Source organism: Chryseobacterium sp. PCH239, assembly GCF_018924625.1.
Classification (GTDB): domain Bacteria; phylum Bacteroidota; class Bacteroidia; order Flavobacteriales; family Weeksellaceae; genus Chryseobacterium; species Chryseobacterium cucumeris.
Genome location: NZ_CP073027.1, coordinates 4,394,766 through 4,411,623, shown reverse-complemented (window position 1 = coordinate 4,411,623; position 16,858 = coordinate 4,394,766). Strand labels below are relative to the sequence as shown.

Annotated in this window: 13 protein-coding genes; 8 read left to right on the top strand and 5 right to left on the bottom strand. The window is 36.2% G+C overall.

The window, feature by feature from the left end; translation table 11 throughout:
* The first annotated feature begins 136 nt into the window (after nt 1–136).
* Entirely contained in the window at nt 137–592 is a 456-nt protein-coding gene (locus KBP46_RS20330) for a hypothetical protein (protein WP_062674104.1), read from the top strand.
* Nucleotides 593–729: 137 nt separating this feature from the next.
* Here the strand turns inward: KBP46_RS20330 and KBP46_RS20325 are convergent, their stop codons facing one another.
* On the bottom strand, nt 730–3,072 hold the full coding sequence (locus tag KBP46_RS20325) for an outer membrane beta-barrel family protein (protein WP_216444017.1): 2,343 nt from the start codon (nt 3,070–3,072) through the stop codon (nt 730–732).
* Nucleotides 3,073–3,165: 93 nt separating this feature from the next.
* On the opposite strand from KBP46_RS20325, the gene KBP46_RS20320 reads away from it, so the two are divergent.
* Entirely contained in the window at nt 3,166–5,967 is a 2,802-nt protein-coding gene (locus KBP46_RS20320; RefSeq protein WP_123279310.1) for a GH92 family glycosyl hydrolase, read from the top strand.
* Between the two features lie 19 nt (nt 5,968–5,986).
* Nucleotides 5,987–6,757, top strand: coding sequence for a hypothetical protein (locus KBP46_RS20315; RefSeq protein ID WP_216444016.1), 771 nt, complete (start codon nt 5,987–5,989; stop codon nt 6,755–6,757).
* A 46-nt stretch (nt 6,758–6,803) separates the two neighbouring features.
* Here KBP46_RS20315 and KBP46_RS20310 read toward each other — a convergent pair whose 3' ends face one another.
* Both KBP46_RS20310 and KBP46_RS20305 read right to left on the bottom strand, forming a co-directional pair.
* On the bottom strand, nt 6,804–7,526 hold the full coding sequence (locus tag KBP46_RS20310) for a phytanoyl-CoA dioxygenase family protein (protein ID WP_216444015.1): 723 nt from the start codon (nt 7,524–7,526) through the stop codon (nt 6,804–6,806).
* 6 nt (nt 7,527–7,532) lie between these two features.
* A complete protein-coding gene (locus KBP46_RS20305) occupies nt 7,533–8,783 on the bottom strand; it encodes a dicarboxylate/amino acid:cation symporter (protein WP_047434424.1) in 1,251 nt (416 codons plus the stop codon).
* Between the two features lie 220 nt (nt 8,784–9,003).
* Between KBP46_RS20305 and KBP46_RS20300 the strand changes: the two genes are divergently transcribed.
* From KBP46_RS20300 to KBP46_RS24165, 5 genes are all read left to right on the top strand, one after another.
* The gene (locus KBP46_RS20300; RefSeq protein WP_062674094.1) at nt 9,004–9,492 is read left to right on the top strand and encodes a BON domain-containing protein; all 489 of its coding nucleotides are present in this window, start codon (nt 9,004–9,006) and stop codon (nt 9,490–9,492) included.
* A 6-nt stretch (nt 9,493–9,498) separates the two neighbouring features.
* A complete protein-coding gene (locus KBP46_RS20295) occupies nt 9,499–9,918 on the top strand; it encodes an SH3 domain-containing protein (protein WP_062674092.1) in 420 nt (139 codons plus the stop codon).
* Nucleotides 9,919–10,014: 96 nt separating this feature from the next.
* Nucleotides 10,015–12,783, top strand: a complete 2,769-nt coding sequence (locus KBP46_RS20290) for a TonB-dependent receptor (RefSeq protein ID WP_216444014.1) — start codon at nt 10,015–10,017, stop codon at nt 12,781–12,783.
* 237 nt (nt 12,784–13,020) lie between these two features.
* Nucleotides 13,021–14,118 carry a CocE/NonD family hydrolase gene (locus KBP46_RS24170; protein ID WP_367397886.1) on the top strand — a complete coding sequence of 366 codons (1,098 nt, stop codon included), beginning with the start codon at nt 13,021–13,023 and terminating at the stop codon, nt 14,116–14,118.
* Nucleotides 14,088–14,879 (top strand): CocE/NonD family hydrolase, encoded by a 792-nt coding sequence (locus KBP46_RS24165; protein ID WP_367397904.1) that lies wholly within the window; start codon nt 14,088–14,090, stop codon nt 14,877–14,879. The genes KBP46_RS24170 and KBP46_RS24165 overlap by 31 nt, the downstream gene beginning before the upstream one ends.
* Nucleotides 14,880–15,052: 173 nt before the next feature.
* On the opposite strand, the gene KBP46_RS20280 is transcribed toward KBP46_RS24165, so the two are convergent.
* Nucleotides 15,053–15,661 carry an alpha-ketoglutarate-dependent dioxygenase AlkB gene (locus KBP46_RS20280; RefSeq protein WP_123279536.1) on the bottom strand — a complete coding sequence of 203 codons (609 nt, stop codon included), beginning with the start codon at nt 15,659–15,661 and terminating at the stop codon, nt 15,053–15,055.
* A gap of 308 nt (nt 15,662–15,969) precedes the next feature.
* Nucleotides 15,970–16,812: a methylated-DNA--[protein]-cysteine S-methyltransferase gene (locus KBP46_RS20275; protein WP_123279305.1), complete on the bottom strand. Its 843-nt coding sequence runs from the start codon at nt 16,810–16,812 to the stop codon at nt 15,970–15,972.
* Nucleotides 16,813–16,858: the final 46 nt, after the last annotated feature.

Below are 16,858 nucleotides of genomic sequence, written 5' to 3'. Positions count from 1 at the left end.
TTTACAAATTTACGGATTTTTTCGGTAATTTAGAATCAATAAAATCTATAATATCAGGTGATAAATCAGATCGTTAAAAATTTCTTATTTGTGATTTTTATCCTGACATTACACCCAACCTCAGAAAGCAATTGATATGAGAACCAATACCTATCCTTCCAAATACGCACAGCCAAAAGGAATATTTACCATTGGAAAGACGAAATTCAAATGGTATGACCTCGCAAGTGATCCTTCGGAAGTTTCCCGGCAGGACATTGATAATGCACAATTGTGTATTGAAAATGCTGAAGAAAATTTTAAAAACATCGATGATCTGGGATTCGTCATCATGCATCGCTGTGGAGAAAATTATCTCCTGTTAGTCTGCACATGGCGCAGTGAAAATGAATTGTGGGAAAGCGTATATTATGATGGTTCCGGAAAATTTGAAGTATGGGAAAGAAACAAAACCCATCTTCCAACTTACTGTGTCTGGGAAATGGGCATTGTATATTATGAATCTCAGTCCTGGAAAAAATATCTGGGTTCCGGACGGGAAGAAAAAGACAAAGAGGACTATCTCAATGATTTCTTTGAGGGAGAAGTGTAGAAATTTTCTGTTTTGTCATTGACTATATCGAATCTTCGATTTCTGACGAATGAAGAACCTCATAAAATAAAAGATTCTTCATTCCACTCCGTTTCATTCAGAATGGCATGCATCAAAAACAATTTAAAGTCAGAGTATTAATTGGCTCTGTTCTTTTCATCAAACCTTACATTGCGATCCATTCCTTTTACTTTTTTATTTCCAAAAGTATAGGTTGCTGATAAAGTAAGTCTTCTGGCGTCGTAGTAATTATTGTAAGAATGTGTTCCTGTTGTATAATAAATTTCTCCCAGACTTTTGCCTTGCTTTAATATATCTGAAACAAATATATTCAGCTGAAGGCTCTTTTCCATAAGATTCAGTTTCACCCCTGAAGTAAGATTTCCAGCAAACTTCATATAGGAATTTCCGGAATTGGAAGGCAGACGGAACCAGTAATTCAGAATCAGCTGTATTGTTTTACTTTGATTGAGTGATATATTATTCTGAAAATCGAAATCATAACTATTCCCTTTTCTGGCAAGAGCATCGGTTGCAAAAACATCCGTATTCATATAAGAATAATTGGCCGAGTAATTCGCTTCCCATTTTTTGAAAAAAGTATCTGAATAGTTAAGGGAAACTCCCATGCTGTTCTGGTTGTAATAATTTTCAAAAGTACTCACCCTGTTTTCTCCTTTCAGGGTGGCAAGCTGACTAAATGCTTCCACGGTTCTCTGAAAATAAGCTGATGCCGATAATTTTCCTTTGTACACGTAGGAAAGTTCAAAATTATGATTGATAGAGGGCTTCAGGAAAGGATTTCCGGTAAAATAAGAATTGATATTGATGTACCAGCGGTAGGGATTGATCGCTCGGAATCCCGGTCTATTGATTCTTTTGGAATAATTCAGGTTGAAAGTATGGTTTTCATTGCTTTTATAGCTGATATAGGCCGTTGGAAAAAATTTCCCATACGAATTTTCAGTCTGCTGTCCGGAAGTTAAAGAATTTCCGTTGACCACCGAATATTCGTAACGTAAACCTGCTTTTGCCGACCATTTTTCGTTGAATGACTTTTCAAAACTTATATAAGCTGCATAATTTTTTTCGTTATATTCAAATTCATTGCTTTTCAAAGGATCTGTAATATATTGTCCGTTCGTTAAGTTCTGATAAAATATACTGGAGTTATTATCAAAATTGGTGAATTTCACTCCAGTTTCTGTCTTTGCAAACTGATAAGGCAATGTAAGATCCGCCTGCCCGGAATAAATTTTATAATCTACCATAGAAGGCGATTTTACCACAAATCTGCCTCCCGAACTCTCTGTTGTAGTAAAATCAATAATTGTTTCCGGAGTATTGGAAAAATAATTCCCTGTGATACTCAGTTTATTATCCTGTTTCCCGAATTTCAGATCATAATACGCGCTGGCCGTATGTTGTCTTCCTGTAGCTCTGTGCTGTGCATCAGTCAGTAGTGTATTGGTATAAATCCCATTCTGGAAATAGTTTGAAGTATTTCTGATATCCATATTGGAATGTCCGAATCCGAAATCATAAATAGATCCGACATTGGACTTTTTACTTAACTGATAATCCAAACTTAAATTGGCCCCCAGTCCATCCCCGAAATCTCTTCTGTCATCATTGCTTTTAAGACCATCTGTACCTTCTATCCAATAGTTTTCATAGGAATGCTTTTCATTTTTATTCTGTCTCAACTTTAAGGAAGAACGCAGTTTTTCGTTCTGATAATTTACGGTTACACTGTTTGAATTCCCGGTATAAGTCTGCTGTTGAAGACTGGAGGTCAAACTTCCACTCCATCCCAGATTTTGATTTTTCTTTAAAACAATATTGATCAATCCGCTGTTTCCCTGTGCTTCATATTTGGCAGGAGGTGCTGTGATGACTTCAATTTTTTCTATATTTTCAGATCTGAGACTTTTGAGATAGGTAACCAGTTCAGCATCTGACAAATTCAGAATTCTGTCGTTAATCATTACTGCCACCCCACTTTTCCCAACGATGGAAACTCCGGTGTTATCATCTACTTTAACCAGAGGAGTTGTCGCAAGAGCATCCACAGCATCCATTCCTTGTGAGGCAACAGAATTGGATACATTGAAAACCAATCTGTCTGCTTTTCTCTCAATCAGTTTTTTTCTGGCAGTAAGCGTAACCCCTTCGATTTGTTTTTCATTCTTTTTTTCAATAAAAAAGTCCTGTTTCACTTCTCCGTTAATAGCAATATCTTTATGGGATATTTCAATACCATCCTGTATAAGTCTGATACTATAGTTTCCATTTTCTGAAAGTTTCAAAGAGTAATTTCCTTTTTCGTCTGAAATGGAGGTGTGTTTTTTCTGATCTTTTACGGCAATCACCTCAATGTAGGGAACAGCATTTCCAGCCTGAGAGATCTTTCCTTTTATACTTTGAGCTAAAGCAATAGCGGGCAACAGCATGATTACAGCTAGTACTATCTTCTTCATGAATTATATTGTTTTTAATAAGACAAATCGTAAATGCCTTTTATTACATCTCTTTTACTGTTTTTCAATATCTTCGTTCTTTAAAATCAAAACATGAAAAAAGGGCTTATTGCATTTTCCATATGTATTACTCAAATTATTTCCGCACAGAATTATTCCCAATATGTCAATCCCATGATAGGAACCGGAGGCCATGGCCACACTTTTCCAGGGGCGATTGTTCCTTTTGGAATGGTACAGCTTTCTCCCGATACCAGAATTGACGGAAGCTGGGACGGATGCAGCGGATACCATTATTCGGATTCTGTTATCTATGGTTTTTCTCATACGCATTTAAATGGTACAGGAGTTTCTGATTATGGAGACATTATGCTGATGCCTACTATGGGAAATCCAAGCCTGAACAGCAAAGACTATTCTTCGAAATTTTCGCATAAAAATGAAAAAGCAACAGCAGGATTCTATGCTGTAAAATTAGATAAAAATAATATTGATGTTCGCCTTACAACGACAAAAAGAGTCGGGTATCATGAATACACTTTCAACAATGCCGGAAATGCCAATATCATTTTAGACCTCAACCACAGAGATAAGCTTCTGGAAGGTGAAGTAAAGATTATTGATGATACAACCATTGAAGTTTTCAGAAGAAGTGAAGCATGGGCTACCAATCAGTACATCTATGCCAGAATTGAGTTTTCAAAGCCTATGAAAATTTCAAAAAAAGACACCAATGGAAAAGAAGAAGACAATCTTTTTACGGGGACAAAACTTGCTCTGGCATTTTCAGCTAATGTTAAAAAAGGAGAAAAGATCAATGTAAAAGTCTCTGTTTCGCCTACAGGCTATGAAGGAGCAGTAAAAAATATGCTGGCAGAAGGAACATCTAATGATTTTGAAGCAGTAAAAAAACAGGCAGAAACGAATTGGGATAAAGAACTTTCCAAAATTGAGGTGAAATCTGATGATAAAAACAAATTAGCTGTTTTTTATACTGCACTCTACCATGTTTTCACACAACCGAACATCAATATGGATGTTGACGGAAAATACCGAGGCAGAGATAACAAGCTTTATACCGCCAATGGTTTTGATTATTACACCGTATTCTCACTTTGGGATACCTTCAGAGGCGCTCATCCGCTGATGACTTTAATTGACAGAAAAAGAACTGCTGATTTTATCAATACCTTCATTAAACAATACGAACAGGGAGGAAAACTTCCGGTATGGGAACTGGCTTCCAACGAAACAGAATGTATGATTGGCTATCACTCTGTTTCCGTCATTGCAGATGCTATGGCTAAGGGAATTCAGGGGTTTGATTATGAAAAGGCATTTCAGGCTGCAAAAGGTTCTGCCATGCAGGATATTTTTGGTTTGAATGCTTACAAACAGAATCATTATATCAGCATAGATGACGAGCATGAAAGTGTTTCCAAAACAGTAGAATATGCCTATGACGATTGGTGTATTGCTCAAATGGCGAAAATTTTAGGCAAGAAAGAAGACTATCAGTATTTCATGAAACGTTCTCAGAACTGGAAAAACCTTTACAATCCAAAAACAGGTTTTATGCAGCCAAGAAAAAACGGGAACTGGTATGAGCCTTTTGATCCGAGAGAAGTTAACAACAATTATACGGAAGGAAACTCGTGGCATTATTCATATTCTGTACAGCAGGATATTCCGGGGCTTATTGCAGCGCATGGCGGAAAAGAAAAATTTGAACAGTTCATTGATGCTATTTTTACAGCACCTGATAAAACAACGGGAAGAGAACAAGTGGATATCACAGGATTGATAGGACAATACGCCCAGGGAAATGAACCAAGCCATCACATTGCTTATTTATATAATTTCGTTGATAAGCCAGAAAAGACAGATGCAAAAATCAAATACATCCTTGATAATTTTTATAAAAATACACCTGACGGCCTTATCGGAAATGAAGACTGTGGCCAGATGAGTGCATGGTATGTTTTAAGCTCAATGGGAATTTATTCTGTCACTCCGGGATTACCGGAATGGGAAACCACAACGCCTTATTTTGACGAAATTAAAATTCATCTTGAAGACGGTACTACCAGAACAATTACCAAAACTACCGGCAGAGCTGAACTTAAAAAACTGGGATTCGAAAATGTGAAATCGGCTAAAGATTTTAAATATGCTGAACAAACCGCTTCACCAGTAATTGCTGCAGACAGAATTTTTGATTTTTCTACCAAGGTAGAAATCACTCCACTTAATGCCAATGACAAAGTGTACTACATGACGATAGATGAAAGTGACAGCAATAAAAGAAAGACGTTCTCTACTTATAAAGGACAATTCTCCATCACCAAAACCACTCAGGTAATGGCTTATGCTGAAAGAAACGGGGAAAAAAGTTCTGTAACCACTGCTCACTTCAACAGAAGACCTAATTACTGGGATATTAATATCCTGTCAAAAGTAACTCCTCAATACAGCGCTACCGGAAACCTTGCTCTTATTGACGGGATCAGAGGGGATGTTAACTGGAGAAAAGGGGAATGGCACGGATATCAGGGACAAAATTTTGAGGCAGTCATTGATTTTAAGTCCCCTAAGAACATAAAATCATTATCTTCCACTTACCTTCAGGACAGCAAAGCATGGATTATAATGCCTAAAAAAGTAGAATATTACGCCTCCATGAACGGAAAAGATTTTGTCCTTCTGAAAACGGTTGACAATACTATTGATCCTAAGGATGAAAAAGTACAGATCAAAGACTTTTCAACAGAAATTCTTCCTACCGAAGCCCGATATATTAAAGTAAAAGCTTACTATTTCGGAAAACTTCCGGAATGGCATCAGGGAGCAGGCGGTGATGCTTATATCTTTATTGATGAGATTGCTGTGAAGTAAAAAAACAAAAACAACACCTATGAAAAAATTATCATTACTACTCTTTTTACTTTTAAGTATTATAAAAGTTTCAGCTTGTAAATGTGTATATGAAACCTTAGCACACAATTATCAAAATTCTGAATTTGTAGGTATTATCAGAATTTTGAAAGTATATGACGAAAATACTGAGCAAAGATCCTATAAAGCAGATATTGAAATTGAAAAAGTATATAAGGGAGCTAAAACATTCAAAACAATGAATGTGAGAGGACTCATTGGAAATTCCTATTCCGGAGCTTGTGAAATTGATGTCCTGCCCAATGAAAGATATCTGATCTTTTTAAACCAATACAATAACACCTATTCCATTTCATCCTGTACTCCAAAATCAAAACTGGAAAATAAACCAACAAAAGATGAAAAATCGTGGCTTAAAAATCTGGAAAAAGCCTTTACTTATTTAAATAATAATACATTCAGGTTTATAGGCTTACAGTTTACCCGTTGCTATGATGAAACTCGAACCGAATATAGATCTGATTTATCAAAGATCAGTGGATTCAAGCCTAAGCAGTCTTTTGCTATCTATAAAGTAAAAATAGATGATACATCAAAAATTCAGGAAATTACTCCTGTTACAACTTTTGGAAGTAAGGATAGTATGATTGAAAATATACTGAAAACAAAGATGAAAGTCTCCACACCAACATCTTTCTGGGATCCCAACCCTAAAGAAGGCCTGCTATTTCTCTCCTATCATAAAGAAAATATAGACAAGCCGTATGGTGAAATCATCTCCTGTGATTAATACTAAAATAAACCCTTCTTCAGAATTTTGAAGAAGGGTTTATTTTTCAATTCATTCTTTCCGACCATTGCAGGACTTCCGGAAGTTCCATATCAGAAAATTCGATGTGGATGACTCTTCTTTTCTTTCCGTTGGTGGTTCGGTTGGAACCATGAAGCGTTAAAGGTTTCATCAGCATAATTCCCCCTTTTTCTACGTTGCAGATTTCTTCTGTTTCTACAGTCCAATCAATAGTCTCGGGTCTGTAAATGCCTTTTGCATGAGACTTTGGAACCACTTTCAGCGCTCCGTTGTTTTCATCGGTATCATCCAGATGGATTCTGATGGTATAGATATTTTCCAAAACGTTGAGTGGAGGGTGTACCGCAAACTGATTTTGTTTGGTGGTCCAAGGTCCGAAATTAGCGAGTTCCAACTTCTTATCCACAGAAATAGTAAGATCCTGATGATAGGCTACATACCAGTTGGAGGTTTCAGGCTTATCAAAATAGATACTTTTAACCACAAAATATTTTTCACCGAAGATTTCTTTCACCACTTTCCGGATGTTTTCATTAAACACAAGATCTTTGATTTCCGGAACTTCTTTTAAGAACTGCCTGATAGCAAAAAGGTCTTCAGACTTTCTAAAATTTTCTTTTGAAGTGTCTATATTTTGCAGAACAAGGTTGATGTCTTCCAGTTCTTTCTGCGAAAACACATCATTGATAACAGCAAAGCCATATTTTTCAATATGGCTTTTATGATTTTCTAAGTTGTTTAAACTCATTGATATTTAAATTTTGTCTAATGGTTCAGTTAACTGCCCTTCCCATTTTGAAACTGCTGTGGTTGCCAGCGTATTTCCAAGTACGTTGGTCATACTTCTACCCATATCACAGAAATGGTCAATTGGTAAAATCAAAGCAATACCTTCCGGCGGGATACCAAACATTGAACATGTTGCCACAATAATTACCAGAGAAGCTCTTGGAACTCCTGCAATCCCTTTTGACGTAAGCATTAGTACCAAAAGCATAGTGATCTGCTGTCCAAGGGTCATTTCGATTCCGTAGATCTGAGCAATAAAGATTGAAGCAAATGTCATGTACATCATACTTCCATCCAGATTGAATGAATATCCTAATGGTAAAATAAAAGAAACTACTCTGCTGTTACACCCGAATTTCTCCAGTTCTTCCACCAATTTCGGGAATACTGCTTCTGAACTTGTTGTAGAGAAAGCAATTAGCAAAGGTTCTTTAATTCTTTTTAAAAGGTCAAAAAGACGGTTTCCTAGGATGAAATATCCTACCAGTAAAAGGACCAGCCAAAGAACCCCTATAGCAAAGAAGAAGTCTCTTAAATAAATAGCATATACTTTAAAAATTTCAAAACCATTGGTGGCCACTACCGCTGCAATAGCTCCCAATACTCCAAGCGGAGCAAACCACATGATATACCCTACCATTTTAAGAATGGCGTGAGCAATAATATCAAATAGTTTCACAACTGGTTTAGCATATTCTTCTCCCAGATTAGCCAAAGCAACTCCAAACATCACCGCAAATACAACAATCTGCAGTACTTCGTTGGTAGCGAAGGCTTCAAATAAACTTTTAGGAATCATGTGTTTTACGAAATCTTCCATGGAAAAACTTTTGCTGCTTTTAAGAAGTTCGTCAGCAGAAGCGACATCCTGAATTGGTAATTTGGTAACATGTCCCGGCTCCAGCCAGTTAACAAGGATCAACCCGATAAAAAGGGAAATCAGAGAAGCTGAAATAAACCAAAGCATGGCTTTTGTACCTACTCTTCCAATCATTTTGATATCACTCATTTTGGCAATCCCTACTACTAATGTCGTAAAAACCAATGGAGCAATAATCATCTGTACCAATCTGATAAAAACCGTTCCCAACAGTTTTATGTTTTTAGAAAAGGGTTCTGCACTATCTGGATAGCTCACGTGTACAATACCTCCGATTCCTACTCCCAGAAGAAGGGCAATGATAATTGCTATAAAAAGTTTATTCTGTCCTTTCATATATATAGTTCAATTTGCGCAAATATAATGGTTTTTCAATTGGCAGACGATTTTCTTCTATAGAGTTGAATTTTACATTAAGTTTTTAATCCCCAAAAATTAAAACCCTGGTTTAGAAAATATTGTAAAAAAATTAAGAAACATTTATTGACTTTTTATTCTTTTGGTACAAATTTTATTATTACATTTGAGTGTATAACAACATTAATAAATATACAATATGAAAAAAACTATTGCAATGGCTGCATTAGCTGTAGCTGTATCTTTCGGTGCTATTTCTTGTAAAAAGAAAGTTTCTGATGCCGACCTTCAGACTCAGGCTACAACTATAGTAACTTCTAATCCCAATGCTTCTGTTGAAGTAAAAGAAGGTGTAGCTCACTTAAGCGGTACTTTCGCAGATCAACAGTCTAAAGACGCAATGATTGCTAAATTAAAAGCCATCAGCGGAGTAAAAGACGTAATGGATATGTCTACCGTAGCAGCTCCTGCACCTGCAGCACCAGTTGAAACGGCATCTGCTGTAGATCCTGCTGTTCAGAAAAAAGTTCAGGATGCAGTGAAGGATTTCCCTTCTGTAAAAGTGGAAGTTGTCAACGGACAGCTTACTCTTACAGGAAATGTTTCTGCTTTACAGGCCAGAAAAATCAAGGAATCTGTAGATGCTTTGAAAATCGGAAAGTATAACAACAACCTAATCGTAAAATAATTTAAGATGAGCCAATTACAAGATAAATATTCAAGTGTAGTTTCAGCGGCACAGTCTGCAGGGATCTCCAATCTTCAGGTTCAGGAGCAGGACGGAATTCTTTATGTTTCCGGAAATGCTTCCAATACTGCAGCTAAAGATGCTGTATGGAATGCTCTGGGAGCTATTGATTCTACTTATTCTGCTTCAGATATCAATATTGATGTACAGGTTGCAGGTTTGGCTTCAGGTGCTTCTTTAACAGTGGCTACTGAAGAATCTAATCTTAACATCAGACAGGAACCTTCTACTGAAGCTGCCGTTGTAGGTAAAGCTGCAAAAGGTTCTTCTGTAACTCTTATTGAGCAAACTTCTGATGACTGGTGGAAAGTAAAAAATGCTGACGGCCAGGAAGGATATGCTTACTCAAGATATTTAAGAGCATAATTTTTATTAAAAAATAATAAATTTTCACAAAAAAAGCATAGAAACATCCCAACTTTGGGATGTTTTTATATTTTTACGGCTCTGAAAAAAAAACTAATGAAGAAAACTCTGTTGCTATTGACTTTGATGTTCACTGTCATTATTCTGCACGCCCAAAAGTTACACATTGACGGAAAAATATCCGATTCCGAAAAGAAAGCGATAGAAAATGCCACCGTCTATCTTTTGAAACAAAAAGATTCATCCATTATCAATTATACGGCAACCAATAGGGAAGGGAAATTCTCGCTGAAGATTGATGATATGAAAGAACCTTCCATTCTCAAAATTGATGCTGATAAATTATCTTCCTATTCAAAAAAATTCGAAAAAATAGATCAGTCGTTATCTCTGGGAGATATTCAGCTGGAGAAGCAAGGTATTGTAAATAAAATTGATGAAGTAAAAATCACCGTTTCACCCGTAAAAATTAAAAAAGACACTATTGAATTTAATGCAGCTGCTATCAAAGTACGCCCAGACAGTAAAATTGAAGAGCTTCTGAAGCAAATCCCCGGTGTAGAAATCAGCAATGAAGGAAAGATTACCGTGAATGGCAAAGAAGTAGACCAGATCATGATCAATGGAAAGCCTTTCTTTGATAAAGACGGTAAAATTGCTCTTCAGAATTTACCCGCAGATATTATTAAGAATATTCAGTTCACCACCACTAAAACCAAGGAGGAAGAACTCAGCGGAAAAGCAGCCAAATCTCAGAATACCACCATCAATTTTAATATTGATGAAAAGAAAAATAAAGGTTTACTGACAAGACTTACGGTTGGCTATGGATCAGATAAACGGTATGAAGCAAGTGGACTGGTGAGTTATTTTAAAGGGGATACCAAAATAAGCCTATTGGCTTCTTCCAATAATATCAACTCTCAGGGATTCTCCAGAGATGAGGTTTTTGACAGTATGGGAAATGGCCGGAATGCCTGGATGATGCAAGGAGGATCTGTCTCAACGGTAGGAAATATGACTTACTATAACCAGGGAGGCGGTACGAAAGGAATTCAAAGGTCTACAACAATTGGGTTAAACTACAGTGACAAGCTGGGAAAAGATGCCGATCTGGATTCCTTCAGCCTGATGCATTCCGATTCCAATACGGAAACAAGATCTAAAGTTTCAAGATCTACCCTTCTCCCTACTTACACGCTTCAAACCAATTCTGAAAGCAATGGTGAAAATGAGTCCAAACAATACAGCTTTGATACTTCGGCTAAAATCAAGCTGGATTCTATGACGAGTATCTATCTTTCTCCAAGATTTACGAAAAACAGCAGTTTCAATTTTAATAATTCACGTTCATCTACTTTAAATAATGGTAAACTTGTAAATGAAAGTAATACTTATTCAACTAATGACTCGGAAAGCAATTCATTCAATCCATACCTCTATTTTTCTAAAAAATTCAAGAAAAAAGGCCGTTCGGTTTCCGCTAATATGAACAGTTCCATTTCTGAATCTAAAAGAGATAACCTGAACCAATCTCAAAATACGTTCTATCAAACTAATGCAACCACAAAAGACAACAGGGATCAGTTAGCCAAAAATAAAAATCAGAACAGCAGTTTCAATTTTACTGCCGGATATACAGAACCTGTTTCCGATTCTTCAAGTGTAAGTTTTGAATTGAAATATGAAACCCGATCTTCCAGAGATTTGAGAAATGTAAATGATTTTGATAATACAACAGGAGATTATACTAAATACAATCAGCTTTTATCCAACAATATGAAGCAAAGAATCAATCAGATATCTCCTGAGTTGACTTACCAGATTAGCAAAAAGAAACTGAATTTCTGGGCTTCCATGAATCTTGATATTTCGGATATGAAGGTAAATTCTATTTATAACGGCCAGCAATATGACCTTCAGAAAAATTTTGTACTGCCCCAATATAATGTGAACCTTTACTATCAGCTGACTGAAGGAAAAACCTTAAGCTTTTACAACTATTCCAACTTCACCATTCCGACAGCAGAACAACTGACTCCTTATAAAGATGAATCCAATCCTTTGATTACCTATCAGGGAAACCCTGACTTAAAAAATACCTGGACTAACAATCTTTATTTATATTTCAATAATTATAATAAAGTGAAAGAGTTCAGCTACTATTTCAATATTGGTTTTACGTACAGAAATAATGATATCATCAATTTTTCCACCTATGATAATGCAGGAAAACAGGTGATCACTTATGACAACGTAAGCGGAAATAAAAGCATCAATGCCGGCGGAGGTTTCAGTAAAGTATTGAAATGGAAGAATAATAAACTTATTATCAATCCTAGATTCACCATGAATTATGCTTACAATAACGGTTTTATTGATGGACAATCTTTCACCAGCAATTCTTATAATCTAAACCCAGGTCTTAATCTTACTTATGAAATTAAAGATAAAATGACGATCAAGCCCTCTTACAGACTTGGATATAGTTTCTCCAATTATACCAATTATAATGTAACCAATGTAAATACAGCGAATCAGTCATTAAAACTTGAACTGACCAATTATATGCTGAAAGGCAATCTCGTATTTGGAAACGATTTTGAATACAATACCAATTCCAATATTGCTCCGGGCTTTAAAAAAGATTTCTACTTCTGGAATACCAGCCTTGGATATTCATTCTATAAAAAACAGTTTACAGCAAAAGTAAAGGTGTATGACGTTTTAAATCAAAATCAAAGCGTGAGAAGAACCATTACCGATTCTTATTTTGAAGACCGTGAAGATCTCATCCTGAAAAGATACATCATGTTCTCCATCAGCATGAAACTGAATAAATTTGCAGGTAAAAAGACGAAGTAAAGCAACATCATACTTCTGTATATATTTTGATAATGGCCGGATCTTTCCGGCTATTTCTATGGGGCAACCTGAAATATAATCCTGAGCTCCGTTACAACTGAAGATATAATATTCCCCTCCTACGGAGGGGTGGCGAAAATTCAAAGAATTTTTGACGGGGTGGTTTTTACAACAACCTTTTAAACAAGATTATTAATAAACATGTTTTTATTTTTAAATTAGCGGTAAATTTTTTTTATGAAAATCCATATTTCAGTATTATGTATTCTTTTTTTCATTCTTGGAAAAGCTCAGAAAACGGAACAGAAAGATACCTTCGTTAAAGACAATTTCACCAAGAAAGAATTTTATATTCCAATGCGTGATGGTGTGAAACTTTTCACAGCGGTATATATCCCTAAAGATATATCGAACAAAAACAAATATCCGTTCCTGATGCAGAGAACCTGTTACAGCATTGCACCGTACGGAGAGAGTGAATATAAAACAAAAGTAGGGCCCAACACTTACCTTATGAAAGACAAGTATATTTTCGTGTATCAGGATGTGCGCGGAAGATATATGAGTGAAGGTACTTTTACCAATATGACTCCACAGGTGGAGCGCAAAACCAAAAAAGATGTTGATGAAAGTACGGATACGTATGATACCATCGAATGGCTTTTGAAAAATGTGAAAGATAACAATGGTAAAGTAGGCCAGTTTGGAACATCATACCCGGGATTCTATACTGCTGTAGGAACATTGTCACAGCATCCGGCTTTGGTAGCCTCTTCGCCACAGGCACCGATTTCCGATTTCTGGAATGACGACTTCCTTCACAACGGAAGATTTATGCTAGGCTATTTCAGAACATTTCCTGTTTTTGGCGTTCAGAAAACACAACCGGAAAAGCAGGCATGGTATATGGATTCTTTCATCAAACAGACTTCTGAAGACGGTTTGAAATTCTACAGAGATATGGGTACGCTGAAAGATGGATATGAAAAATATTACAAGAATAATTTCTTCATGACAGAAATTATGAATCATACCAACTACGATGAATTCTGGCAGAAAAGAGGTCTTCTTCCTCACCTGAAGAATATTAACCACGCTGTAATGACTGTCGGAGGATGGTTTGATGCAGAAGATCTTTCTGGTCCTCTGAATATTTATAAAACTATTGAAAAGACAAGCCCTAAAGCTAAAAACACCATCGTTATGGGACCTTTTTCCCATGGCGGCTGGTCTCAGGAGCAGGGAAAACATTTCCACAGTGAAACGTATTTTGGAGATAGTATTGCTACTTACTACCAAAAAATATTGAAACAAAATTTTTCAATCATTACCTGAAAGGCAATACCAAAGAAGATGCAGGACTTCCTGAAGCGCTGATGTATGATACCGGTGCTAAAGAATGGAAAGAATTTGCTTCTTACCCACCGAAAAATGCTCAGAAAGTGAATTTTTATCTGGCTGATAAAACCCTGAAAAAATCATCAGGACAAGGCTATTCTGAATATTACAGTGATCCTAATAATCCTGTATTGAGTTCAGATCACTTAAAAGATTTTAATGGATTCACTCCAAAAAATTATATGTCAGAAGATCAGAGATTTGCTGTAGGAAGACCAGATGTATTAACTTTTACTACCGATGTACTGACTGATGATATTACATTTGCCGGAGAGATTATGGCTAAACTGAATATTGCTTCCACTTCTACAGATGCTGATTTTGCCGTAAAATTAATTGATGTTTATCCTGAAGATTTCAAGCCGGCAGAAAAGAAAGAAGGTGTTATCTATGGGAACTATCACCAGATGGTAAGAAGTGAGATCATGCCTGCAAGATTCAGAAATACCAAAGAAAAGGGAGAAGCTTTGGTTCCTAACCAGAAGACGGCTGTAAACTTCAGACTTCAGGATGTGGTTCATACCTTCAAAAAAGGACACAAAATCCAGATTCAGATCAGCAGTACGTGGTTCCCACTTTTCGCCATCAATCCACAAAAGTTTATGGATAACCCGAATTTTGCCAATAAAGAAGATTACACCAAGGCATTTATCAAAGTATATAACGACAGCTCTATTGAAGCTGATGTTTTAAAATAAATTGAAAGAGCTGTTCGTTTGAACAGCTCTTTTATTTTTGAGGAGTTGAAGTTTTTGTTTTTAGGTTTTGGCTAAAGCCCGATGATTTTGTTCTTTTTGTTTAAGTGGGCTAAAGCCCACTTCTATTGATAAAGGTAATAAACAAAAATTGTGGATAAATATTCTCTTAAAAACTATTCTTCAATAGTTCTGAAAGTCAGGTTGACTCTTGGAGTTTTCACTTTTGTAGTGGGTGGAAGTCTATGAAGCCAGTGGTCCTGAGTGGTTCCTTTCATAATTAATAAACTTCCGTTTTCGAGGAATATTTCTGCCTTTTCTTTGGTTGCTTTATGTTTGAATAAAAATTTTCTTTCCGCTCCAAAGGTTAAAGAGGCAATAGCTCCATGTTTCTTCAGATCTGTTTCCCCATCGCTGTGGTAAGCCATACCTTCGCTTCCGTCATGATATAAATTGAGCAGACATGAATTGTAGGTTTCGCCCGAAACTTCTTCACATTTTTTCTTCAGTTCCAGTAATTGGGGAGTCCAGAATTGGGCATATTTTGTTCGTTTCGAATAGGTATATTCAAAAGCTTTTTCTCCAAACCAGGCTACTTTCCTTTTAGTTAAAATTAATTTTCCAAAAATCAGTGCTTCATCATTTTCCCACGGAATCTGGCTGAGCAGATAATCATAGTAAAAATCTGATTGTTCTTTGGAGAAAACCTTACCGTAATAATGAACAGTTCCATCATGGGGAAGGATATTCAGTGGATAATCTGATATTTCTTCGAAGAGACTCATCATAGTTTTCTAATTAAATGTTTTTATTATTAAACACAAATTACACCAATGTTTTTTCAGAAATGACACGAATTTTATATCAATAGAAACAGACTTTAGTCGAAATTTAAATTTAATATTTTTCAACCGCAAAAGTCACAAAAGATTCTTTCATTAAACACAAATGGCACCAATGTTATTCACAAATGACACGAATTTTATATCAATCGGAAAGAACTTAAGCCCATTAAAAAAAATAATCTAATCCATTGGCTTTAGCCAAAACTTAATAATGTAGATTCCTTTTGTGCCTTTTGTGATAAAATATTTTAAGAGTAAATATGGGATCCTTCCCAACCTACAATAAGCTGCTTCCTATCACTTCCCCATCTGTAACCTCCCAGATGCCCTGTAGACTGAATCACGCGGTGACATGGAATAAGAAATGCAACCGGATTACTTCCGATAGCCGTTCCAACAGCTCTGGAAGCTTTAGGATTCCCAATTTTTTCTGCCAGGCTGCCATACGTAGACAGCTTTCCCATCGGAATGGTCAATAGACTTTCCCATACTTTCAACTGAAAATCGGTACCTTTTAAGTGTAGTTTTATTGTGTTGAGTTTTGTCCAGTCTTTATCGAATATGGACAGTGCATTCTTTTGAAGAGTATCCTGTTTTTCAATAAAAGAAGCATTGGGAAACTTTTGCTTCAGTTCCCCGAATGCTTTTTCTTTATCGTCTTCAAAAGCCATATAGCAGATTCCTTTTTCTGTAGAAGCTACTAATAAATTCCCGAAAGGACTTTCGGAAAAACTGTAATGAATACTGAGGCTTTTTCCTCCGTTTTTATATTCTGCCGGAGACATTCCTTCAATCTTTACAAACAGGTCATGAAGCCTGCTGGTACTGGAAAGGCCCGTCTCATAAGCGGTATCAAACAAACTTGCTTTTTCTTCCTTCAATAAATTTTTAGCATGTTCAAGACTGATGAACTGTAAAAATTTTTTCGGACTTGTTCCTGCCCAATCTGTAAAGATCTTCTGAAAATGAGCCGGGCTCAAGTGAATATTCTCTGCTACTTCCTCCAAACTTGGCTGAAGCCTGAAATTGCTCTGGATATATTCTATCGCCTTGGCAATTCTGTTATAATCTATCTGACTTTGTGTGGACATCATATTATTGTTTTTACCTCACAAATTTCCAAAGAATATACGGCAG

What these genes read in the sequence shown, in the direction of transcription:
- KBP46_RS20275 (WP_123279305.1), bottom strand. Translation starts at nt 16,812, where the DNA reads ATGTCCACACAAAGTCAGATAGATTATAACAGAATTGCCAAGGCGATA.
- KBP46_RS20330 (WP_062674104.1), top strand. Translation starts at nt 137, where the DNA reads ATGAGAACCAATACCTATCCTTCCAAATACGCACAGCCAAAAGGAATA.
- KBP46_RS20310 (WP_216444015.1), bottom strand. Translation starts at nt 7,526, where the DNA reads ATGAGTTTAAACAACTTAGAAAATCATAAAAGCCATATTGAAAAATAT.
- KBP46_RS20305 (WP_047434424.1), bottom strand. Translation starts at nt 8,783, where the DNA reads ATGAAAGGACAGAATAAACTTTTTATAGCAATTATCATTGCCCTTCTT.
- KBP46_RS20280 (WP_123279536.1), bottom strand. Translation starts at nt 15,661, where the DNA reads ATGAGTCTCTTCGAAGAAATATCAGATTATCCACTGAATATCCTTCCC.
- KBP46_RS24170 (WP_367397886.1), top strand. Translation starts at nt 13,021, where the DNA reads ATGAAAATCCATATTTCAGTATTATGTATTCTTTTTTTCATTCTTGGA.
- KBP46_RS20315 (WP_216444016.1), top strand. Translation starts at nt 5,987, where the DNA reads ATGAAAAAATTATCATTACTACTCTTTTTACTTTTAAGTATTATAAAA.
- KBP46_RS20320 (WP_123279310.1), top strand. Translation starts at nt 3,166, where the DNA reads ATGAAAAAAGGGCTTATTGCATTTTCCATATGTATTACTCAAATTATT.
- KBP46_RS20300 (WP_062674094.1), top strand. Translation starts at nt 9,004, where the DNA reads ATGAAAAAAACTATTGCAATGGCTGCATTAGCTGTAGCTGTATCTTTC.
- KBP46_RS20295 (WP_062674092.1), top strand. Translation starts at nt 9,499, where the DNA reads ATGAGCCAATTACAAGATAAATATTCAAGTGTAGTTTCAGCGGCACAG.
- KBP46_RS20290 (WP_216444014.1), top strand. Translation starts at nt 10,015, where the DNA reads ATGAAGAAAACTCTGTTGCTATTGACTTTGATGTTCACTGTCATTATT.
- KBP46_RS20325 (WP_216444017.1), bottom strand. Translation starts at nt 3,072, where the DNA reads ATGAAGAAGATAGTACTAGCTGTAATCATGCTGTTGCCCGCTATTGCT.